Annotated in this window: 13 protein-coding genes (1 of these 13 cut by a window edge); 7 read left to right on the forward strand and 6 right to left on the reverse strand. The window is 71.6% G+C overall.

Translation table 11 applies throughout. The features are described 5' to 3' along the window. The 4 genes in view from AWQ71_RS38910 to AWQ71_RS38925 are tightly spaced (each overlapping or abutting the next) and all read left to right on the forward strand, a layout consistent with a single transcriptional unit that may run on beyond the window. On the forward strand, window positions 1–2,402 hold the 3' portion of the coding sequence (locus AWQ71_RS38910) for a condensation domain-containing protein (protein WP_067144063.1). It extends 700 nt beyond the left edge of the window; 2,402 of the gene's 3,102 nt are visible here — the last part of the coding sequence; its start codon lies beyond the left edge, outside the window; the stop codon is at window positions 2,400–2,402. Continuing rightward, the gene (locus AWQ71_RS38915) at window positions 2,395–5,367 is read left to right on the forward strand and encodes a condensation domain-containing protein (RefSeq protein WP_067144065.1); all 2,973 of its coding nucleotides are present in this window, start codon (window positions 2,395–2,397) and stop codon (window positions 5,365–5,367) included. Before AWQ71_RS38910 ends, AWQ71_RS38915 begins: the two co-directional genes overlap by 8 nt. After that, complete coding sequence (locus AWQ71_RS38920) at window positions 5,364–8,927, forward strand: AMP-binding protein (RefSeq protein WP_067144068.1); 3,564 nt, start codon at window positions 5,364–5,366, stop codon at window positions 8,925–8,927. The genes AWQ71_RS38915 and AWQ71_RS38920 overlap by 4 nt, the downstream gene beginning before the upstream one ends. After that, window positions 8,908–10,179 carry an MFS transporter gene (locus AWQ71_RS38925; RefSeq protein ID WP_067144070.1) on the forward strand — a complete coding sequence of 424 codons (1,272 nt, stop codon included), beginning with the start codon at window positions 8,908–8,910 and terminating at the stop codon, window positions 10,177–10,179. Before AWQ71_RS38920 ends, AWQ71_RS38925 begins: the two co-directional genes overlap by 20 nt. On the opposite strand, the gene AWQ71_RS38930 is transcribed toward AWQ71_RS38925, so the two are convergent. From AWQ71_RS38930 to AWQ71_RS38945, 4 genes are read right to left on the reverse strand one after another with little or no spacing between them, the layout of a single operon-like run. Then, a complete protein-coding gene (locus tag AWQ71_RS38930; RefSeq protein ID WP_067144071.1) occupies window positions 10,148–11,167 on the reverse strand; it encodes an LLM class F420-dependent oxidoreductase in 1,020 nt (339 codons plus the stop codon). The genes AWQ71_RS38925 and AWQ71_RS38930 overlap by 32 nt on opposite strands. Further along, complete coding sequence (locus AWQ71_RS38935) at window positions 11,146–11,877, reverse strand: thioesterase II family protein (protein ID WP_067144074.1); 732 nt, start codon at window positions 11,875–11,877, stop codon at window positions 11,146–11,148. The genes AWQ71_RS38930 and AWQ71_RS38935 overlap by 22 nt, the downstream gene beginning before the upstream one ends. Beyond that, the gene (locus AWQ71_RS38940) at window positions 11,874–15,821 is read right to left on the reverse strand and encodes a non-ribosomal peptide synthetase (protein WP_067144075.1); all 3,948 of its coding nucleotides are present in this window, start codon (window positions 15,819–15,821) and stop codon (window positions 11,874–11,876) included. Before AWQ71_RS38940 ends, AWQ71_RS38935 begins: the two co-directional genes overlap by 4 nt. Next, window positions 15,818–16,123, reverse strand: a complete 306-nt coding sequence (locus AWQ71_RS38945) for an acyl carrier protein (protein ID WP_067144077.1) — start codon at window positions 16,121–16,123, stop codon at window positions 15,818–15,820. Before AWQ71_RS38945 ends, AWQ71_RS38940 begins: the two co-directional genes overlap by 4 nt. Window positions 16,124–16,396: 273 nt before the next feature. Between AWQ71_RS38945 and AWQ71_RS38950 the strand changes: the two genes are divergently transcribed. The 3 genes from AWQ71_RS38950 (at window position 16,397) to AWQ71_RS38960 (ending at window position 18,573) form a co-directional block, all read left to right on the forward strand. Further along, window positions 16,397–17,278 (forward strand): serine hydrolase domain-containing protein, encoded by an 882-nt coding sequence (locus AWQ71_RS38950; protein ID WP_218002156.1) that lies wholly within the window; start codon window positions 16,397–16,399, stop codon window positions 17,276–17,278. A 172-nt stretch (window positions 17,279–17,450) separates the two neighbouring features. Beyond that, the gene (locus tag AWQ71_RS38955; protein ID WP_218002157.1) at window positions 17,451–17,954 is read left to right on the forward strand and encodes a sigma-70 family RNA polymerase sigma factor; all 504 of its coding nucleotides are present in this window, start codon (window positions 17,451–17,453) and stop codon (window positions 17,952–17,954) included. Beyond that, entirely contained in the window at window positions 17,941–18,573 is a 633-nt protein-coding gene (locus AWQ71_RS38960; protein ID WP_157570863.1) for a hypothetical protein, read from the forward strand. The genes AWQ71_RS38955 and AWQ71_RS38960 overlap by 14 nt, the downstream gene beginning before the upstream one ends. A 69-nt stretch (window positions 18,574–18,642) precedes the next feature. On the opposite strand, the gene AWQ71_RS38965 is transcribed toward AWQ71_RS38960, so the two are convergent. Both AWQ71_RS38965 and AWQ71_RS38970 read right to left on the reverse strand, forming a co-directional pair. Then, window positions 18,643–18,849 (reverse strand): hypothetical protein, encoded by a 207-nt coding sequence (locus AWQ71_RS38965; RefSeq protein ID WP_157570864.1) that lies wholly within the window; start codon window positions 18,847–18,849, stop codon window positions 18,643–18,645. Beyond that, a complete protein-coding gene (locus tag AWQ71_RS38970; protein WP_067144085.1) occupies window positions 18,849–21,947 on the reverse strand; it encodes an AfsR/SARP family transcriptional regulator in 3,099 nt (1,032 codons plus the stop codon). Before AWQ71_RS38970 ends, AWQ71_RS38965 begins: the two co-directional genes overlap by 1 nt. Between the last annotated feature and the right edge of the window lie 435 nt (window positions 21,948–22,382).

Below are 22,382 nucleotides of genomic sequence, written 5' to 3' on the forward strand. Positions count from 1 at the left end.
TGGCCGGGGTGGAGCCGCTCGACCTGCCGGTGGATCGGCCGCGGCCGGCCGTACGGAAACCCAGCGGCGACTACTGCGCGCGCAGGATCGGGCCGGAGCTGACGGCGCGGCTGGAGCAGCTGGCCAGGGACGAGCGCGGGACGCTGTTCATGGTCCTGCTGGCCGCCTACCAGCTGCTGCTGGGCGCGCACTGCGGCACCGACGACCTCGCGGTCGGCTCGGTCATCGCCGGGCGCGACCGTCCGGAGCTGCAGGACGTCGTCGGGTTCTTCCCCGAGACGCTGGTGCTGCGCGGCGACCTGTCGGGCGATCCGTCGTTCCGCGCGCTGCTCGCGCGGACCAGGGCGACGGTCCTGGACGCCTTCGCGCACCAGGACATCCCGTTCGAGCGCCTGCTCAACGACCTCGGGATCCGCCGCGACCTGAGCACGACGCCGCTGTTCCAGGCGATGTTCGTGATCCAGGACAAGGAGGCGGCCGCGCTGCCGCTGCCCGGCATCGAGGCGGAGATGTTCGACCCGGGCGCGACGCAGGCGAAGTTCGACCTGATGCTGGACATCACCCAGTTCGACGGCTCCCTGTGGGCGATGCTCTCCTACGCCAGCGACCTGTTCGAGGAGGAGACCGCGACGCGGCTGCTGCGCCGGTGGGAGCGGATCCTGGAGGCGGTCGCCGCCGACCCGGGCGCGCCGCTGTCCGCGCTGCGCGCCGCGATGCTGCTGCCCGAGGACCGGCCACCGGCCGCCGACCCGGCTCCGGTGGTCGCGCGCGACGTGCTCGACCTCTTCCAGGACCGCGTACGGCAGGCCCCCCACGCGATCGCGGTCAGCCACGGAGCCCGCCGGGTGACCTACGCCGAGCTGGACGCCATGGCATCCGCGCTGGCCGGACGGCTGCGAGGACTCGGCCGGGACGCGGTCGTGGGCCTGCGCGCCGAGCGCTCGGTGGAGCTGATCGCGGCGATGCTCGCCGTGGGGAAGGCGGGCTGCGCCTATCTGCCGCTCGACCCGGCGTACCCGCCGGAGCGGCTGCGGTGGATGGCGTCGGACGCGGCGCTGGTGCTGGACGATCTGCACGTTCCCGAAGAATCCACGTATGTCGCAGCACGCGGATCCCTGGCGTACGTGATCTACACCTCGGGTTCGACCGGCCGTCCCAAGGGCGTGGAGGTGCCACGCGAGGCACTCGCGGCGCGGGTGAGCTGGATGCGGGAGCACTACGGGCTCGGGCCCGGCGACCGCGTGCTGCAGTTCGCCTCGCCGAGCTTCGACACGCACGCCGAGGAGATCTACCCGGCGCTGGCCGCCGGAGCCGAGCTCGTCCTGTGCCCGGACGAGCCGCTGCCCGACTTCCTGAAGACCCCGGAGGGTTCCGCGCTCACCGTGCTCGACCTGCCGACGTCGTACTGGCAGGAGCTGGTGGGCATGGGCGTCGCCTGGCCGCCCGGCCTGCGGCTGCTCATCCTGGGCGCGGACCCGCTGCCGGGTCCCGCGCTGGCCGCCTGGTACGAGTCAGGTCCCCCTGGCGTACGGCTGGTCAACAGCTACGGCCCCACCGAGACCACGATCATCGCCACCACCGCCGAGATGGACCCCACCGAGGCGTCACGCCGACCGGCCGTCGGGTTCCCGCTGCCGGGCACCACGGTCGAGGTGGTCGCTCCGGACGGGCTTGCGGTCCCGCCCGGCGTGGCGGGTGAGCTCCTCATCGGGGGCGGCGGCGTGGCGCGTGGCTACCGGGGCGCGCCCGCCCTCACGGCGGAGCGGTTCGTGCCCGGCCCCGGCGGTTCACGCCGGTACCGTACCGGCGACCGGGCCCGCTTCCGCCTGGACGGGACGCTGGAGATCCTGGGCCGCCTCGACCGGCAGGTGAAGGTGCGCGGCTACCGCGTCGAGCCGGGCGAGGTGGAGTCGGTGCTGCTCACCCACCCGTCGGTACGGCAGGCCACCGTGACGGTCCGCGACGACCGGCTGGTCGCCTACGTCGTCCAGGACCCGGCTCCCCTGCACGATCACCTCGCCGCCGAGCTGCCCCCGCACCTGATGCCCAGCGCGATCGTCTCGCTGGACCGCATCCCGCTGACCCCGGGCGGCAAGGTCGACCTGGCCGCCCTGCCCGCCCCCGGCCAGCAGCTCGGCACGGCGTACGAGCCGCCGGAGAGCGCGGCGGAAGAACTGGTCTGCCTGGTCTGGTCCGAGGTGCTGGGCCTGGAACGGGTGGGCGTGCTGGACGACTTCTTCCGGCTCGGCGGCCACTCGCTGTTGGCCACCAGGACCACGGCCCGCATCGCCGCGGCCACCGACCTGGAGGTGCCGCTCAAGCTGGCCTTCACCCACCCGACGCCGCGCCTGCTGGCCGCGGCGCTGGAGCATCTGGCCGAGGAGGCCGACGAGCGTGGATGAACGGCGTGCGCGCGTCGAGGCCCGCTTCCGCAGGGCGGTGGCGGGGCTGGGCGCGGCGGAGGAGATCCCGCGGCGGGCCGAGGGCAGCCGACCGCCGCTGTCGTTCGCGCAGGAGCGGCTGTGGTTCATGGAGCAGTTCGCCCCCGGGACGAGCGCCTACGTGCTGCCCGCCTCGGCCCGGCTCCGCGGCCCACTATCCGTGGAGCGGCTGCGGCGGGCGCTCGACGCCGTGGTCGCCCGGCACGAGAGCCTGCGCATGACCTTCCCCGCCGGAACCTCCGGCCGGCCCGAGGTCTGCGTGGCCGACCACGTGACGATCCCGCTGCGCGTCGTGGACGCGGCGACCGAGGAGGCCGCCCGGCACGTGCTCAGCACCGACGCCGCGCTCCCCTTCGGCCTGGCGGCGGGCCCGCTGCTCCGCGCCACCCTCGTACGGCTGGCTCCCGACGACCACGCGCTGCTCATCGCCGTCCACCACATCGTCGCCGACGGCTGGTCCGCCGAGCTCATCCTGCGCGAACTCCTGACCCCGCCCGAGCGCGAACCGCGGCTCGGCTTCGGCGACTACGCGCTGTGGCAGCGGGAACGGCTGAGCGGCGAGCGGCTGGCCGGCGACCTGGCGTTCTGGCGCGCGGAACTGGCCGGGCTGCAGGTACTCGACCTGCCGCTGGACCGGCCGCGCCCGCCCCGGCAGGGATTCCGCGGCGGCTGGCACGACCTCGAACTGGACGTCGCGGAGTTCCGCGCGCTGTGCGCGGCCGAGGGGGCGACGCTCTACATGGGGCTGCTCGCCGCCTTCCAGGTGCTGCTGTCGCGCTGGTCCGGCCTGACCGAGTTCGCGGTGGGGTCGCCGGTGGCCGGGCGGACCAGGCCGGAGTTCGAGGACATGGTGGGGCTGTTCGTCAACCTGCTGCCGATGCGGGCGCGGCTGGCGGGGGATCCCGGGTTCGCCGAGGTGCTGCGCCGTACGCGGGACGGGGCGCTGGAGGTCTACGGCCACCAGGAGCTGCCGTTCGAGAAGCTGGTCGCCGAGCTGGACCCCGAACGCGACGTCAGCCGGCCGCCGGTGGCGCAGGTGCTGTTCGCGCTGCAGAGCTACCGCGATGGCGGCGAAGGTTTCGAGCCGGACAGCACGACCACCCGGTTCGACCTGGAGCTGTACGCCGCCGAGCGGGGCGACCGGGTGGAGGGGCGTTTCGTCTACAACGCCGACCTCTTCCTGCCTTCGACGGTCGAACGGCTGGCGGGGCGGTTCGCCGCCCTCCTGCGCGCGGTGGTGGCGGAGCCCGACGTGCCGGTGGGACGCCTGGACCTGCTGCCCGCCGGGGAGCGGGACCAACTCGCGCGCTGGAACGCCACCACACGCGACCACCCCGGCGGACTCCTCCACGAACTGGTCTTCGAACAAGCCTCCCGCACCCCGGACGCGACAGCCGTGATCTTCGAAGGCGAACGACTGACCTACCGCGAGCTCGCCTCTCGCGCCCGCGAGATCGCCGCCGGACTCGACGTCCAGGTCGACCAACCCGTCGGCGTCTGCATGGAACGCAGCCTCGACCTACCCATCCAGCTCCTCGCAGTACTCGCCGCCGGCGGCGCGTTCCTCCCCCTCGACCCCAACGACCCCGAAGAACGACGCAACGGCATGCTCGCCGACGCCCACACCACCCCCGGCGGCCACCCCCACCCAGACAACCTCGCCTACGTCCTCTACACCTCAGGATCCACCGGACGCCCCAAAGGCGTCGGCATCTCCCACCGCGCGATCGTCAACCGACTCCGCTGGATGCAGCACACCTTCCAGCTCACCTCACACGACCGGGTCCTCCACAAAACCCCGATCACCTTCGACGTCTCGGTGTGGGAACTGTTCTGGCCACTCATCACCGGCGCGACCATGGTCATCGCCCGCCCCGGAGGCCACCGCGACACCGCCTACCTACGCGACCTCATCAAAACCGAAGCCATCACCACCATCCACTTCGTCCCCTCAATGCTCCACGCCTTCCTGGAAGAAGAGGACATCCAACTCCCGGAACGGATCATCTGCTCCGGCGAAGCCCTCCCACCCGGCATCGACATCCCCGGACTGCACAACCTCTACGGCCCCACCGAAGCAGCCGTCGACGTCTCCTGGCACCCCTGCCAGCCCGGCGAAACCGTCGTCCCCATCGGCAGACCGATCGACAACACCACCCTGCACGTCCTCGACCAGCACCTACGCGACGTCCCCATCGGCACACCCGGCGAGCTCTACATCGGCGGCATCCAACTCGCCCGCGGCTACCTCGGCAAACCCGCACTCACCGCCGAACGCTTCCTCCCCGCACCAGGCGGCGAACGCCTCTACAAAACCGGCGACCTCGCCCGATGGCTCCCCACCGGCGAACTCGAATACCTCGGCCGCACCGACCACCAAATCAAAATCCGCGGCATGCGCGTCGAACTCGGCGAAATCGAAGCCGTCTCCGGCGCCGCCGTCAAACTCATCGACGGCCGCCTCGTCGGCTACGTCGTCGGCGACATCCCCGACCTGACAGACCTGCTCCCGGACCACATGATCCCGACGGCATGGGTCCGGTTGAACCGCCTGCCCACCACCCCGAACGGCAAGCTCGACCGGGCCGCGCTCCCCGCCCCCGACCGCCCGGCCGACCTGCCCTGGGAGCCCCCGCGCGGCGCGGCGGAGCGAGCCGTCGCGCAGGTCTGGCAGGAGGTTCTCGGCCTCGACCGGGTCGGCAGGAACGACACCTTCTTCGCCGTGGGCGGCGACTCGATCAGCAGCCTCAGGGTCGTGGCCCGGCTGCGGGGCCTGGACTACGACGTGGAACTGCAGCAGCTGTTCACCCACCAGGCGGTCTCCGAGCTGGCCACCGTACTGCGGCCGCGGCGGGCCGTACGTGAGTCCGCGGCGGCGGCCTTCGACCTGCTCAGCCCGGCGGACAGAGAGAGGCTCACGCGATGATCATCGACGCCTACCCGCTCAGCGCCCTCCAGGCCGGGATGCTGTACCACAGCGAGCTGGACGGGGTGACCTTCCACGACCACACCACGCTCACGCTGCGCGGGACGTTCGACGAGGCGGCGCTGGTCAGGGCGCTGGGAGAGCTGTCGGCGCGGCACGAGGTGCTGCGGACGTCGTTCGACCTGACCGGGTTCAGCGAGCCCGTCCAGCTGGTGCACGACAGCGTGGACATCCCGCTGACGGTGTCGGGCGACGCGCCGGAGTACGGGCCGTTCGACTGGACGCAGGCTCCGCTGCTCCGCGTGCACGTGCTGCCGCAGGCGGACCGGTTCGCGCTGACCGTGTACTTCCACCACGCGATCCTCGACGGGTGGAGCGTCGCGACTCTGGTCAGCGAGCTGCTGGCGCGCTACGCGACACCGGGACTGCCGCTGGATCCGCCCGGGGCGCGCTTCCGCGACCTGGTGGCGGCCGAGAAGGCGGTGCTCGCCCAGCCGGAGGCGGCGGAGTTCTGGCGGGAGGCGATCGCCGAGGCGCCCGAGGGACGGCTGCCCCGCAGGCCCGGCTACCCCACCGGCGGGCCGCGCCACGTCGAGGTCCTGGCCACGACGCTCCCCGGCGACCTGACGCGGGCGCTGGCCGAGGAGGCGGCAGACGCGCGGGTGCCGCTGCGCTCGGTGCTGCTCGCCGCGCACGTGCGCGTCATGGGACTGCTGACCGGCGAACCGGACGTCCTCACCGGGATGCTCACGCACAGCCGCCCGGAGAGCGAGGCGGGCGGCGAGGTGCTCGGCCTGTTCCTCAACACCATCCCGTTGCGCGTACGGGCCGATGCTCCCGACCTGGTGCAGCGGGTGTTCCAGGCGGAGGTGGCGGCGCTGCCGTACCGGCATTTCCCGCTTTTCGAGATCCAGCGGGCCAGCGATCGCGCGCGCCTGCTGGACACGCACGTCGACTTCCGCGACTTCCAGGTGTACGGCGGCGCCGCCACCCCCATCGAGGGCCAGGACTTCTTCGAGCAGACCGACTTCGCGTTCAGCGCGGCCTTCGTCCGGACTCCGGGGCAGGGGCTGGTGCTGACGATCTCCTACGACACCACGCAGTTCCCCGCCGACCAGATCGCGGCGATCCGGGACCACTACCTCCGCGCCTTGTCCGGAAATATCACCATCTCGCCGGAGGATGCGGCGCTACTTGCGCGCTGGAACGCCACCACACGCGACCACCCCGGCGGACTCCTCCACGAACTGGTCTTCGAACAAGCCTCCCGCACCCCGGACGCGACAGCCGTGATCTTCGAAGACCAGCGACTGACCTACCGCGAGCTCGCCTCTCGCGCCCGCGAGATCGCCGCCGGACTCGACGTCCAGGTCGACCAACCCGTCGGCGTCTGCATGGAACGCAGCCTGAACCTGCCCGTCCAACTCCTCGCAGTACTCGCCGCCGGCGGCGCGTTCCTCCCCCTCGACCCCAACGACCCCGAAGAACGACGCAACGGCATGCTCGCCGACGCCCACACCACCCCCGGCGGCCACCCCCACCCAGACAACCTCGCCTACGTCCTCTACACCTCAGGATCCACCGGACGCCCCAAAGGCGTCGGCATCTCCCACCGCGCGATCGTCAACCGACTCCGCTGGATGCAGCACACCTTCCAGCTCACCTCACACGACCGGGTCCTCCACAAAACCCCGATCACCTTCGACGTCTCGGTGTGGGAACTGTTCTGGCCACTCATCACCGGCGCGACCATGGTCATCGCCCGCCCCGGAGGCCACCGCGACACCGCCTACCTACGCGACCTCATCAAAACCGAAGCCATCACCACCATCCACTTCGTCCCCTCAATGCTCCACGCCTTCCTGGAAGAAGAGGACATCCAACTCCCGGAACGGATCATCTGCTCCGGCGAAGCCCTCCCACCCGGCATCGACATCCCCGGACTGCACAACCTCTACGGCCCCACCGAAGCAGCCGTCGACGTCTCCTGGCACCCCTGCCAGCCCGGCGAAACCGTCGTCCCCATCGGCAAACCGATCGACAACACCACCCTGCACGTCCTCGACCAGCACCTACGCGACGTCCCCATCGGCACACCCGGCGAGCTCTACATCGGCGGCATCCAACTCGCCCGCGGCTACCTCGGCAAACCCGCACTCACCGCCGAACGCTTCCTCCCCGCACCAGGCGGCGAACGCCTCTACAAAACCGGCGACCTCGCCCGATGGCTCCCCACCGGCGAACTCGAATACCTCGGCCGCACCGACCACCAAATCAAAATCCGCGGCATGCGCGTCGAACTCGGCGAAATCGAAGCCGTCTCCGGCGCCGCCGTCAAACTCATCGACGGCCGCCTCGTCGGCTACCACATCGGCGACATCCCCGACCTGACAGACCTGCTCCCGGACCACATGATCCCGCGCAGCTGGGTACAGCTGGACGCCTTCCCCCTCACCCGCAGCGGCAAGCTCGACCGCGCCGCCCTCCCCGCGCCGGAGGCCACCAGCGGCAAGCCGTACGTGCCGCCGCGCGACGAGGTGGAGGCGCGGCTGGCCAGGCTGTACGAGGAGGTGCTGAAGGTGCCCGCCGCCGGGATCCTGGACGACTTCTTCGAGCTCGGCGGCCACTCCATCAGCGCGCTGCGGCTGGCCGCCCGCATCCGCCAGGAGCTGGGGCGGAACCTGCCGGTCGCCACCGTGCTCGCCGCGCCGACGATCAGCGCGCTCGGCCGGGTGCTGCGCCAGCCCGAGGACCTGGCGCCACCGAGCCACGTCGTGCCGCTCAACCCGGACGGCGACCGTACGCCGATCTTCTTCATCCACGCGCTCGGCGGCCAGGTCTTCCGCTACCACCCGCTGGCCCGGCGGCTCGGACCCGACCAGCCGGTGTACGCCATCGCCGCGCGCGGGCTCGTGCCCGGCGAGGAGCCGCACGCGACGCTCGCCGAGATGGCCGACGCCTACGTGACCGACCTGCTGGCAGTACGGCCGGCCGGGCCGTACGTGCTGGGCGGGTTCTGCATCGGCGGGAACATCGCGCTGGAGGTGGCCAGGCGGCTGCGCGAGCGCGGCGAGCAGGTGCCGCTCGTCGTGCTGTTCTACGCCAACGCCGAGGAGCCGGTGGCGGACGCGTCGCTGAAGGACGACACGGTGCTGCTGTTCCACGCGCTGGCCGGCGGGCCCGAGGAGACCCTCGGGCTGGACGCGGCGGAGCTGGCCGCCCGGTCGCCGGAGGAGCGGCTGCTGGCGGTGATGGGCGCGGCCGAGGCGGCCGACCGGCTGGCCCCGGACACCGCCGAGGTCGAGCAGGCGCGCCGCTACCTGGCGGTGTTCCGGGCCAACGCGCACGCGGTCGGCGGCTACCGGCACGAGCCGTACGACGGCGACGTCGCGCTCTTCGCGCCCAGGCGCGAGGACGGCGGCTGGCCCTCCGTCGCCAAGGGGCGGCTGGCGCACGTGGAGATCCCCGAGGAACGCGTCCCGATCCTTTACGAACCCCTGGCCGCCGGAGCGGCCACCGAGATCAGAAAGTGGATGGATCATGGCATCCCCGACCATTGAGCAGCAGCCGAGCCTGTGGAAGTACCCCGACTTCCTGCGGCTGTGGGCGGGCCAGAGCCTGTCGCAGTTCGGCTCGGCGATCAGCCTCTTCGCGTTCCCCGTCATCGCGGTCACCGTCCTGAACGCCTCCGAGGCGGAGATGGGCGTCGTCGGCTTCCTGCTGCGGCTCCCGATGGTGTTCTTCCTGGTCTTCGGCGTGCTGGCCGACCGGGTGCGCAAGCGGCCCATCCTGATCTGGACGGACGTGGCGCGCTTCGTGCTGCTGATGCTGATCCCCATCGCGTGGTTCGCCGACATGCTCACGCTGACCTGGATCTACGGCGTCATCTTCGCTCTCGGGCTGCTCAGCACGCTCTTCCAGACGGCCTACCGCAGCTACTTCCCGTTCCTGGTGCCGCGGGAGAACTTCCTGGAGGGCAACTCCAAGCTGCAACTGACCGAGTCGACCGCCCAGACCTTCGGACCCGGCCTGGCCGCGGCGCTGCTGAAGGTGCTCGCCGCGCCCGCGCTGCTGATCATCGACGCGGTGTCGTACCTGGCCTCCGCGATCGCGGTGTCGCTGATCAAGCGGCCGGAGGCGCGGCCCGAGCCGGACGGCACCACCGCCGGGCAGATGCACAAGGCGATCTGGCAGGGAGCGCTCTGGGTGATGCGGCACGAGCTGATCCGGCCGCTGGCCATCTCCTCGGCCGTGTACTCGCTGTTCATCCTGGGCTCGATGAACTCCATCTACGCCCTGTACGTGATCCGCGACCTGGGCGTGCCCGCGGCGTGGTTCGGCAGCATCCTGGCCGGCGGCGGCGTGGGCGCGATCATCGGCGCGCTGATCGCCGTCAAGGTGATGCGCCGCTACGCGATCGGCAAGGTGCTGGTGTGGTCGATGGTGTACGGCAACCTGGCGCTCTTCCTCATCCCGCTGGCCACCGGCAACGTCTGGGTGTCGGTGTCGATGCTCGTCCTCGCGCAGCTGGTCAGCGGCGTCAGCTCGCAGATCTTCTTCGTCACCAACACCTCGCTGGTGCAGACGGTCACCCCGCCGCAGCTGCAGGGCCGCGTGGTGGCCTCGATCTACTCGCTGGGCCTGATCCCGGCCCCGCTGGGCGCGCTCGGCGCCGGCCTGCTGGCCGGCGCCGTGGGGACGCGCGTGGCGCTGTGGGTGGTCGTGGCCATCGGCGCGCTGGTGCCGATCGCGGCGATGGCCTGGTCTCCGCTGGCCAAGCTCAAGGAGATGCCGGCGCCAGGCTCGCAATGAGCCGTAGCTGGCGGCTGCGCAGCCGCCGGGTGGGCGTGACCAGGCCGACGATCAGCGTGGTCGCGCCCGCCTCCTGGTAGGCCGCCATCCGCTCGCGCACCTTGCCGGCCGGGCCGCACATGGTCATCGCGTCGACGAGCGCGTCGGGCAGCATCGCCATGGCCTCGCCCTGCCGCCCGTCCAGGAAGGCTTCCTGCATGCGGGCGGCCTCCTGCTCGAAGCCGAGCGTGGCGGCCAGCCGGTTGTAGAAGTTCGTCCGGCGCGAGCCCATGCCGCCCAGGTAGAGGGCGAGCATGGGCCGCATCATGTCGTAGGCCAGCTCCTGGTCCTCCTCGACGAGCGTCAGCACCATGGGCGCCACGTCGAGGTCGCCGCGGTTCAGGTGCTTGGCCATCCTGGCCAGGTGGTCGGGCGGGAAGTGGATGGCCAGCCAGCCGTCGGCGAGCTCGCCGGCCAACGCGACGGTCCCGGGCCCCATCGCGGCCAGATAGACCGGCAGCCGTTCCTGCACCGGCGACACGGCCAGCGCCAGCTCCTTGCCCTCGCTGCCCGGCAGAGGCAGCGTCATCGTGGGCCCATCGTGCCGCACCGGCTCCTGGTGGAGCGCCTTGCGCACCACCTGGAGGTAGTCCCGGGCGCGGGCCAGCGGCCGTTCGAAGCGCTCGCCGTGCCAGCCCTCGACCACCTGCGGGCCTGACAGCCCCACGCCGAGCCTGGCCCGCCCGCCGGAGATCTGGTCGAGGGTGGCCGCGGTCATGGCGGCGACGACGGGCTTGCGCCCGGTCATCTGCAGCACGCCGGTGCCCAGCGCGATGCGTTCTGTCTGCCCGGCGATCCAGGCCAGCAGGCTCGCCGGGTCGGTGCCGTAGGTCTCGGCCGCCCACACCGAGTCGTAGCCCAGCGCCTCGGCCTCTCGTACCAGCGCCAGGTGGTCGGCCGGGCCGAGGCCCGCGCCACCCCAGTAGCTCATGCTGTAACCGAGGCGCATCCCATCTCCTGAGCGATCGTGGCTGCCAGGACGTCCGGGGTGTCCTCGGCCAGCCAGTGGGTGGAGTCGAGCTCCCTGAGCGCGGGCCGGTGCACGCTCTGCCTGCGCCAGCCGAGCAGGCCGCCCCTGGTCAGCGAGGCGTCCCGGATGCCGTACAGGACAGAGATGGGCACCGGCAGCGGTGGCCCGGGCCGGTGGTGGTAGCCGGCCAGCAGCCCGAAGTCGGCGCGGAGCGCCGGCTCCAGCACCGGCCAGAGCACCTCCCGATCGGCCACTTCCGGCGGGACACCGCCGAGCGCGATCAGCTGCTCCCAGAACAGCCACGACGGCAGCGACGGCAGCCTGCGCAGGAGCAACGTCACGTCCGGCGCGGCGAACGACGCGACGATCAGCCGTTCCGGTCGTCCGCCCAGCTCGACCGCGCGGCGGCAGACGAGGAAGGCCAGCAGCGCGCCGCTGCAGTAGCCGAACAGCGTGTGCGGGCCCCTTTCCACGAGGTCGTGGGCGAGCTCGTCGACGAGCCCGTCGAGGTCGGTGCGCGGCTCCTCGGCGAGCCTGGCCTGCCGTCCCGGCAGGTTGACCGACCACAGCCCCACCTCGGGCGGCAGGTGACCGGCGAGCTCGCCGAGCGACGCGGGGCCGCCGCCCGCGTGCGGGAACGCGACCAGCGCCCGCTCGCCCTCCTTGACCTGGACGAACCACGGCGTCATCGGGCTTCCCCCAGGTGTCGGGCCAGCTCGGCCGGGGTCGGATGGTCGAACACGGCCCGCATCGAGACCGGCCGTCCCGCCAGCTCCTCCAGCGGTCGGACCAGCCGTACGGCCAGCACCGAATGCCCGCCGTTGAGGAAGAAGTTGTCGTGCGCCCCCAGCCCGGGACGGTTCAGCGCGTCGCGCCACAGCGCCACCATCTGCTGGACCAGCCCGTCACCCGCTTCCTGCTGTTGTGTGCGGCCTTCCGCCGGAACGACGAGGTCGCGGTAGGCGATCTTCCCGTTGCCGGTGGTGGGGAGCCGGTCGACGACGACGTAGCGGGTGGGGACGGCGTAGTCGGGCAGCCGCGACCTGGCGAACCGCCACAGCTCTCCCTCGTCGGCCGGGCCGGTGACCTCGAGGAAGGCGACGAGCCGCCCGTCGGTCTGCGGGTCGCCGTCCAGGATCACCGCGGCGGTCCTGATGACGTCGTGCTCGTGCAGGGCGGCCTCGACTTCGCCGAGCTCGATGCGGTGGCCGCGGAGCTTGATCTGCCGGTCGTCGCGGCCGAGGAGTTCGAGGGTGCCGTCGTGGCGGATCCGGGCGCGGTCGCCGGTCCGGTAGAACCTGCCGTACCGGTCGTGGTGGCCGAAGCGTTCCGCGGTCAGCTCGGGGCGGTTGAGGTAGCCCGCGCTCACCCCGTCACCGGCCACACACAGCTCGCCCGGCACGCCGGGCGGCACCTCGCGGCCTCCCCCGTCGGTGACGAAGATCCGCGTGTTGGCCAGGGGCGCGCCGGCGGTCACCGGATCGGCCTCGCGCAGCTCGGCGGCCGTGGACCAGATCGTCGTCTCCGTCGGGCCGTACACGTTGAACAGGCGGCACCCCAGCCCCAGCAGGTCCCTGGCCAGCGCCGCCGGCATCGGCTCGCCGCCGCACAGCACGGTCCGTCCGGCCAGCTCCCGTACGGCCTCCGGCGCGATCAGCCGCCAGGCGGTCGGCGTGGCCTGGACGACCTCGACGCCGGTCATCAGCCGGAGGAACCTGGCCGGGTCCAGCTGGTCCTCGTCCGAGGCCACCACCACGACGCCGCCGGAGGCCAGCGGCAGCAGCAGCTCCAGCCAGGAGATGTCGAAGGAGGTGGTGGTGGACCACAGCACGCTGGTCGGCGCGCCGAGCCGGTCGGCGAAGTCCAGCACCAGGTTCGTCAGGTTGCCGTGGGTGACCCGCACGCCCTTGGGGCGTCCGGTGGAGCCGGAGGTGTAGATGACGTAGGCGATGTCGCCCGGCTCGGGGGGCTCTGATTCCATCCGGGTGTCGGGCATCCTGACGACCGGGGTCGCGCCCGCCCAACCGGGGGTGCCCTCCGCGATCACCAGCCGGGCGCCCGAGTCGGACACCTGGTAGGCGAGGCGGGATTCCGGCTGCCGTGTGTCCAGCGGCAGGAACGCCGCGCCCGCCTGCCACACCCCCAGCACCGCCGCCACCAGTTCCGCCGAGCGGTCCAGCGCCAGCGCGACGAGGTCGCCGGGCCGTACGCCCTGCTCGCGCAGCAGGTGGCGGACCGCGGCCGCGCGGCCGAGCAGCTCGTCGTAGCCGGTCTCGCGGGAGCCCTCGCGGACCGCCACCGCGCTGCCGGGGACGATACGGTCGAGCAGCGTGTCCGGCCAGGTTCGGTGCGTGTCGTTGATCCGGTCGAGCAACGCCCGGTCCTGCGGTGAGAGCACGTCCTCGACGGGGCCGCGGGCGGCCTGCCGTACGACCGCGCACATCCTCGCGGCGAACGCGGCGATCTCGTCCTCGTCGTGCACCTCGGTGCTGTGCACCATCCGGATCGTGAGGCGGTCCGGCTCCTGGATGACGTTGCACTGCAGGTCCAGGCGACTGCGGTCGATGAGGTCGTCCACGTAGCCGGGCACCTCGCCCTGGACGCTGACCTTCTCGTCGCTCCAGGGCCGGTAGTTGAACATGTGCCGGAACAGCGGGACGCGCCAGTCGTCCGTACCGTGCCCGCGGCGGGTCAGCACCGCCTCCACCGAGGCGCCGGCGTGCTCGATCCCCTCCGCGAAAGCCTCCTCCACGCGCCTGGCGACCTGCTCGAAGTCGTCGTCCAGCTCGACGTGGACGCGCAGCGGCAGCGTGCTCACGGCGTAGCCGACGTGCTTGTGCTCCTCGCCCGTCTTGGTGCTGACCGGCATGCCGATCACCAGGTCCGGGCCGGCACCGTGCCCGCGCAGCGTCAGCAGGAAGGCGGCGGCCAGCACGATGTTGCCGGTGGTGCGCAGCCGGGCCCGCACGCCGTCCAGGGCCGCCACGGTCTCGGCGTCGACCTGCCACGAGCAGGTGTGGCCGGCGAACGTCGGACGGCCCGGCGAGTGCCTACTCCCCGGCAGCACCATGGCGGCGGGGTCGACGCCGTCGAGCCGCTCCAGCCAGTAGCCGATCGACTCCTCGGACGGCTCCCCCGGCTCCAGCATCGGCGCGGGCCCCGCCAACTCGGGGGGCAGCGTGCCGTGCCCGGTCTGGCTGTCGTAGAAGCGGCCCAGTTCCTCCACCAGGAGCTGGAGGGAGGTGCCGTCGATAATGATGTGGTGGCCGACCAGGCACACCACGGTCCCGGCGCCGTCGGGCAGGGTGAAGTGTCCCACCCTGATGAGCAGGTCGCGGCCCAGGTCGAAGGGCTCGTCCAGGAAGGACTGCAGGTCCGCGACCAGCGTCTCCTCCGTCGTGGCCCGCGTCTCGACCTTCAGCTGGGCGTCCTGGGGCGCCACCAGGTGCCTGACAGGCGCCCCGCCCTCCACGGGGAACCGCAGGCGCAACGCCGGATGCCGCTTGACCAGCCGGTTCACCGCGATCTGCAACGGCAGCCTGCGCAGCGATGTCTCGAACCTGAGCGCCACCGCCAGGTTCGAGACGCCGCTGTCCGGCGCGAGCTGCTCCAGAACCCAGAAGGAGTACGGCACCGCCGACAGCGGACGCGGCTCCTCCACGGAGGCGGGCAGCTCCGGCTGCGGCCGCGGGATGGGGATGCGTTGCAGCGGGTGATCGGGATCGAGCGCGGCCCAGTCCACCCGGCCGCCGCCCGTCCAGAACCTGGCCACGGCGGCCAGCAACCCCGCGAGGTCACCACCCACCTGGACCTCGGCTCCGACCGTCTCCTGCGCGAGGCCGGCGAGCGCCTCCTCCGGCGGAAGGTCACTCGCGAGGAGTGCCGGGTCCGGGGCTTCTGCGCGGATGCCCCAGGCGGCGAGGGTGGCGGCCAGCCCGTAGGCGGTGGCGAAGGCGGATGGCACCTCGACGCCGCGTGCTTCGAAGGCCTCTTCGCACACGTCCACGGCCTCGGTGAACACGCGCTCCACGCCGTACAGACCGGCCGTCTCATCGGAGTGGGACAGGCGGACCGGCCCCTGCTCGTAGGTGTGCTCGCGGCCCAGCGCGAGAGCGGCTTCCGCGGCGCTCCGGCAGACCACCGCACCTCTCACGGGGTGGTGGACGCGTCCCTGCCGCAGGGTGCCCGCCGCATCGGCGTAACGATCCTCCGATAGTCCGGCGAAGAAGCCGGCCAGGCTTCGCCGTACTGACTCGGCCTCTTCGTGGGTGCGGCCGGACCACACCACCACCTGCGGGCGGCCGTCGCCCGGAGCGTGCACCGGCGGATAGCCCTCCTCGACCTCGAGGTCGTCGGGCCAGATCACCCGGTGCACCAGGTCGCCGTCGAGCAACGCCCGGTCGAGGAGCCGCAGGACCAGGGTGCCGCGCAGCGTACCCGGCGGCAGCTCGCCGGCGTCGGTCACGGCCAGCTCGCACTCCCCGGCCAGCAGCGCCGCGCACGCCTTGCCCACCCCGCCGTACAGCCGGACGACCTGCGCTCCAGGATCGTGTCCGGCCTCCTCGGCCGCCCCCACCTCCTGCGGGAAGCGCCCCATCGCGATCACGGCGATGGGCAGTTCGTGTGGGGTCACCGACCGTCCTCACGGATCCTGGCACGCACGTCGCGGCGGCTGCCGCCCAGCGGACGGCGACGGGCGCCGTCCTGCCTGGCGGGCGCCTGGCCCTGCGTGATCAGGTGTGAGAGGGCACGCAGGTTCGGGTGGGTGAACATCGCGGTAACCGGCAGGCTCAGGCCCAGTGTGCTGGTGATCTCCTCGTGCAGCTCGACCAGGGCGAGCGAATCGAGACCGGCGTCGAAGAAGTTGAGGTCGGGATCGAGAACCCGGCCTAACCTTCGCTCCACGAGAGATGCAACCGCGTCGGCCTGGGTCATCCGGCGTCCTTTGTCTCGCCTGCTATCGGACGGGATCACCGTCCGCCTCCCAGCATCCTTACCGAGCGCCGTCATCCACCACAAGCCCGTATTTTTCGGGATTTCGGCGCCACGCGCATGGCTCCGGAATCCCCGCGGCTACCGCCCAGTGATCTTGACGTCGTTGTCGGCAGAGACGTCGTCACCAAGGACGGCCACCTGACCTTGGTCGCACGGGGTCGGTGACGACTCCAGCGCCCACACCTCGGCGCGAACGCGTCTAGGGTCGGCGCCATGACGCGAGCGGAGATTCTGGTGCGGCAGGGTGCGGACTTCATCGTGGACAACGCCACGGAGACGCTGTATCAGCTGGCCTCTGTGAGCAAGCAGTTCACCGCGGCTGCCACGCTCTTGCTCGTCGAGGACGGCATGCTGGCCCTCGACGATCCCGTGGGCCGTTGGATCGACGGCTGCCCGGAGGAGTGGCGAGACATTACGCTGCACCACCTGCTCACCCACACCTCCGGCCTCGGCCACTGGGACGACTACCCCATGATCGACCTAGGCCAGCGGGTTGAGCCCGGCGAACTGCTGAAGACCTTCCACTGCGTACCACTCCAATATCCGCCGGGCGAGGGCTGGAGCTACAGCAGCCCGGCGTACGTGCTGTTGGCGCACGTCGTCGAACGGGCCGCCGATACGCCCTACCGGGCCTTCTTGGCAGACCGCATCTTTGATCGCCTCGGTTTGACCGGGACGTTCGCGGGCGCTCCCGGTGCGCGGCCGAACCTGGCGCGCGGCCACGACACTGAGGGCCGGCCGTTGCCGACCTGGGAACTGGACGTGGTGGGCATGGGGGCCGGAGACGTCTGGTCGACGGCCAAGGATGTGTTGGCCTGGCTCGATGCCCTCCAGGACGGCCGTCTGCTGAGCGAACCGTACCGCACGCTGATGTTGACCGAACGGGCGCGGACCGGCAAGGGCCCCGATGAAAGCGGTTACGGCTACGGCGTCTTCGTTGGTGAGCTCAACGGCCGGCGGTGGTGGCACCACAGCGGCCACAACGCGGGCTTCAAGGCGTTCGCCGCCAGCATTCCGGAACTGGGTCGCCGCATCGTGGTCCTCAGCAATACCGAGGCGACGGACGCCAGCACCCTGGAGCCTCTGCTCGCATAGATCAGGCACTTCGAATCACCGCGGCCGTCCCGATCCGGAAGACCCCGCCGAAAGCCGGCGACTGGTATCCGCTCATCGGCTATGAGAGGACGACAGCGCGGGTCCGAACCCCTGCACGCAACGGGCTGCAAGCATCAGTAAGCGTCTCGCCGTACTTGTGCGTATAGGGGATGTGGAGCATCTGGAGTTCGAGGAGTTTTACCAGGAAAGCCGGGATGCCTGCCTCCGGGCGGTGCTGGCCACCACGGGTGACCGGCAGTTGGCGGAGGACTTGGTCGCTGAGGCGTTCACGCGGGCGTGGATGTCGTGGCGGAAGGTGAGCCGGCATCCGGCGCCACACGCCTGGATCGTTCGCGTGGCGCTGAACACCCGGGTCACCTGGTGGCGGCGGCGCCGCCACGAGGTCGCCTTGGGAGGCCACGATGCCGTGGACCCCTCGGCGGCCGACGGGGCCGATGTGGACCCCGCTCTGCTGGTGGCGCTGCGGCGGTTGCCGCGACGGCAGCGGGAGGTGGTCGCGCTGCGCGTCTTCCTCGATCTGGACACCGACACCGCCGCCAGGACCCTCGGGATCGCTCCAGGAACCGTCACCGCACATCTGTCGCGCGCTGTCGCGGCTTTGCGCGGCGACCTCGCAACAGTCAACAGCCAGGAGGCGAACGGTGAACGACAATGATGTGCTAGGCGCGGTGCGGGACGCGATGGCCGAGGTACACATGCACACGCCGGTGCAGGAACTCGTGGCGTCGGGCCGGTCTCGCCGCCGCCGCAGGATCGCGGGGACGGCGGTCGGCGCCACATTGGCGACGGGCCTGGCGTTGACGCTGGCGATCGACAGCCCCCAGGTGAACGCACCGCCGGTCGCCGCCGGCAACCAGGTGCACGTGCACCTGGCCGCATTCTCCGTCGACACCAACCCCGACGGCACGGTCACCGTGAAAATGACCAAGCAGGAGTCACTGGATCCGGAGATCATGCAGCGGACGCTGGCCCAGGCCGGCGTCCCCGCCCAGATCACGATCAACAAGTGGTGCCGGCCATCGGACGCGTCGCAGGACCTGGAAGCGGACTTCCAGAAGGTCGTCGGGGACGGAAAGCAGCCTGACGGAACCTCCGTGATGGTCATCACACCATCAGCGATGCCCCCAGCAACCAAGCTGATCATCGGCATGAGGACAGACGGCTACCAGCCCGACTCTCCGAGCCCGCTCGCGGTGGTCATGCGCCTGGTGCCCGACGATGCCCCGCTGACCTGTACCACGGACGTCCCACCCAAGCCTGCATCCAATTCCTAGATCACCAAGGATATCCAACAGACGGCACATGGCCAGGTGACCCCTTTGGGCGGGGGGCACCTGGCACGTCTACGCGTCGGCGGGCAACTTGACCTGCTCGCGTTGGCGCGCACCCATCCCGCCCGTGCCGTCATCGCCGACCGGCGCGGCCTCCGGCCTGCCCGAGCCTGAACCACTGGCGGGCACGGTCGAGACCTGGCGGCCCGAAATCCTCGCGTTCATCCAGACCGGCATCACCAACGCGGAGCACTTCGCACTCGCGACCTCGCGCTGCATCACCGCTGAGTACGGTGCTCGTCCCCCTCGTGACGTGCCGGCCGTGACTCGCCTTCAAGGTCGGCCAAGAGCGACAGCGCCAGGTCCTCCAGGAGGCGGTAGCCCGTCGAGGACGCCTGGTCCAGCGCTTGACGGGCGTACTGGAGCGCGCGGTCGCGCGTGCCCAGGGCGGCGTGCGCGCGGGCGAGGCCGAGCAGCGGCCTGACCTGCAGATGCCGCATGCCTGCCGTGACGGCGTACCTGAGTGCTTGTTGGTGGGCGTCGAAAGCCTCCCCGTGGTTTCCGATCATCGCTTGGACGGTGCCGAGGACGTGCGAGGCGCGGCACATGGCATAGACATGCTGCGCGCCCTCTGCGCGCTCACCGGCCGAGACCGCAGCCTTAAGGGCGAGATCGAGACGGCCCCGGTCACAGTGGATCTCCGCCAGCGTGGTCAGGCTCTTGGACTCGGGAACGTGCAGGCCGCTCGCGCGGTCGTGGCCAAGCGCCTCGGTCGCGAGGGTCAGTGCCTCGTCGAGGTCGCCGCTGAGGCGCCGGACGGTCGCGAGCTCGTTGAGGGAGTGGCTCACCTCGCTGTCGCGCAGGCCGCGGTGAAGGGCGAGGGCGTCGCGCAGGTGCCGTTCCGCGGCCTCCAGATCGCCGCATTCCAGGCATACGGCGCCTAGATTGCCCGTGGCGCGAGCCTCGCCGTAGGTGTCACCGATCTCACGGTTGAGCTCCACGGACCTGACGAGGTGGTCGATGGCCCGGCGCAGCTCGCCTAGGTCATGGCAGGCGGTGGCGGCGTTGTTGTGCGCGGCGGCGGCGCCCGCGGACCAGCCCGCGCGCTCGCTGTGCTGAACGGCCAGTTCACAGGCGACGCGGGCGGCGGTAAAGCCGGCGCGGCACAGAGCGGCCGTGCCCGCACAGAGGTGCGCCGCCGCCAGGCCGAGCGGGTCGTCCTCGACGGTGGCCGCGTGCACCGCGGCGTCGGAGACCGCCACGATGTCGGCCAGGCTGGAGGCGGTGTGGTGGACGAAGTGACCACGCAGGGCGTCGGCGATCATCCAGGTGTGCCGCCTGGGTCCGCTGATCGGGGGCCGACTGGCGGCGGAGGAGAGGCCGGCGACGTCGGCGGCGCCGGCGGCGTGCAGGGCGAAGGCGACGAGGTTGGCCTGTTCCGCCGTGAGCCAGGCCATCGCCTCGGCGCGGGGCCTGAGCCCGGACGGAACGGGGAACGGCAGGCGGGTGATCGAGGGATAGGCACTCTCCGCCGCCGCGACGGCCTCGGCCAGGTACCAGTCGCCGAGGCGTTCGAGGGCCTGGCCGCCGACCGCGGGGGTGTCGTCGCGTAGCGTGAGCTCTCCCGCGTACTGGCGGAGCAGGTCGTGGCAGGTATACCGGTACGGCCGGTGCTCGTCGATCAGGTGGGCGGCGGCGAGGCGGTCCAGGAGCCGTTCGGCCTCGGCGGTCTCGACGTCCGCCAGGGAGGCGGCGGCCGGCGCGGTGATGTCGGGCCCTCGGACCAGGCCCAGCAGCCTGAACAGGCGCCGCTCCGCCTCCGGCAGTCCCGCGTACGACAGCTCGAACGCCGCCCGGACCGCCACGTCGCCGTCGATCCGCAGCATGTCCAGCCCTCGCGCGGACAGCGCGGCGGCGTACTCGCTCAGCGACCTGCGCGGACGCGTCGCCAGCGTGGCGGCGGCCACGCGCAGGGCCAGCGGAAGGCGGCCGCACAGCCGTACAATCCGCTCGGCTGCCTCTGGCTCCGCGGACAGCCGCTGATCTCCGAGCACGGAGGCCAGCAGCCGGACGCTCTTGTCCTGGTCGAGCACGCCGAGGGACAGATTCCGGGCGCCGTGGGAGACGGCCAGCCCGGCGAGCGCGTTGCGGCTGGTGACGAGGACCAGGCAACCGGGAGTGCCGGGGAGCAAGGGCCGCACCTGCTCGGCCGTCCGCGCGTCGTCGAGCAGCACCAGCATCCGCCGGCCCGACAGGCGCGAGCGGTACAGGCCGGCCGCCGCCTCCTGTTCCTCCGGGATCCGCTCTGGGGGTATCCCGAGCGAACCGAGCATCCGTACGAGTGCCTCCAGCGGCGACGTGGGCGGGCGGGGTGCGTGCCCGCGCAGGTCCACATAGAGCTGGCCGTCGGGGAACTTCTCGGCCACGAGATGGCCGAACCGTACGGCCAGGGCGGTCTTGCCCGCGCCGGCCGCACCGGTGACGGTCGTGACGGAGGGAGTGCCCGCAGAGAAGGCGTGTCGGCGCAGCAGGGCCAGATCTCGTTCGCGCCCCACGAAGCCGGTCACGTCGGCGGGTAACTCGGCGGGCACCTGCCTCGCCTCGCCGCGTCCGTGGAAGGGCTCGAGGTCGGGGGCGTCGGCGAGGATGGCCGCCTCCAGGCGGCGCAGCTCGGGCGCGGGGTCGAGGCCGAGTTCGTCCGCCAGCAGGGCTCGCCCCGCGCGGTACACCTCCAGCGCGTCGGACCGCCGCCCGGAGCCGTGCAGCGCCATCATGAGCAGCCCCCGCAGACGTTCTCTCAGCGGATGCTCGGCCAGCACCTCCGACAGCTCGCCGACCACGTTGCGGTGCCGGCCGAGGGCGAGGTCCAGTTCGGCCCGCTCCTCCAGGACGGCCAGGCGCAGTTCCTCCCACCGCCCGACGAAGGCCGCCATCTCCTCCAGTTCCAGGTCGCCGAGCACCGGGCCGCGCCACCGTGTCAAAGCCTGGCTCAGCAGGTCTGCGGCCTCGGCTTGCCGTCCCGCCTGAGCCGCCTGCCTGCCCCGCTCGATGCACTGCTCCGCGTAGTGCGTGTCCACCAGGCCGCCGGCCAGCCGATAGCCGGCCCCTTCGGTCCTGATGATCTCCGACTCTGCGCCCGCCCTGCGCAGTTCCCTGCGTAAGGCCGCCACCGCGATCATGACCTGGTTGCGTACGGTTGCCGGCGGGTTCTGTCCCCAGGCGGTGGACAGCCGGTCAATGCTGATCACCTGGCTGTGGCCGACCACCAGCATGGCCAGCACCGCCCGGGCCCGCGGACCGCCCAACCGCACCGGCCGGTCGCCGACCGTCGCTTCGAGCCGCCCAAGGATGTTGAACCGTACATCCTCAGCTCCCATGTGATCATGATAACGAGGGCGGTCTCCGCCGACCGTCGCTTTCCCCGGGCCCGACGGCAGCACGCGCACGCACGGCCTGATGTTCCTGTCCGAACGCCGCCCGGTCCCCGCCCGCCGCCCGGCCGCCGGCGACATCTGCCCGCACACCGGCCGCGCCCGTCCGGGCTACGACCGCGCCCGCGGACGCCTTGCGCTCGTCCCCGCTCTCGGTGTCCATGGGCAGGTAGGACTCGATCAGTTGGTCAGCCTTGTCATACACCGCCGTGGAGACCGCTCCGTTGGGGGCGGTCATCTTGGTGATGTGTCGTTGCGGTCGTAGCTCTGCCCCCGTCCTCCTCGTAGCTGCCTACCCCCGGGACGGGACACTTGAGCGGCGAGGAGGTCTCATCGGGCACGCAACGAGGCTCGGGAGTGACCATTGTGTCGCTCGCTCCT

This window comes from Microtetraspora malaysiensis (assembly GCF_001528665.1).
GTDB classification, from domain to species: domain Bacteria; phylum Actinomycetota; class Actinomycetes; order Streptosporangiales; family Streptosporangiaceae; genus Microtetraspora_A; species Microtetraspora_A malaysiensis.

Coding starts and splice junctions, on each gene's coding strand:
- AWQ71_RS38930 (WP_067144071.1), bottom strand. CDS start 11,167: ATGCGCCTCGGTTACAGCATGAGCTACTGGGGTGGCGCGGGCCTCGGC.
- AWQ71_RS38925 (WP_067144070.1), top strand. CDS start 8,908: ATGGCATCCCCGACCATTGAGCAGCAGCCGAGCCTGTGGAAGTACCCC.
- AWQ71_RS38935 (WP_067144074.1), bottom strand. CDS start 11,877: ATGACGCCGTGGTTCGTCCAGGTCAAGGAGGGCGAGCGGGCGCTGGTC.
- AWQ71_RS38945 (WP_067144077.1), bottom strand. CDS start 16,123: ATGACCCAGGCCGACGCGGTTGCATCTCTCGTGGAGCGAAGGTTAGGC.
- AWQ71_RS38920 (WP_067144068.1), top strand. CDS start 5,364: ATGATCATCGACGCCTACCCGCTCAGCGCCCTCCAGGCCGGGATGCTG.
- AWQ71_RS38950 (WP_218002156.1), top strand. CDS start 16,397: ATGACGCGAGCGGAGATTCTGGTGCGGCAGGGTGCGGACTTCATCGTG.
- AWQ71_RS38965 (WP_157570864.1), bottom strand. CDS start 18,849: ATGCAGCGCGAGGTCGCGAGTGCGAAGTGCTCCGCGTTGGTGATGCCG.
- AWQ71_RS38970 (WP_067144085.1), bottom strand. CDS start 21,947: ATGGGAGCTGAGGATGTACGGTTCAACATCCTTGGGCGGCTCGAAGCG.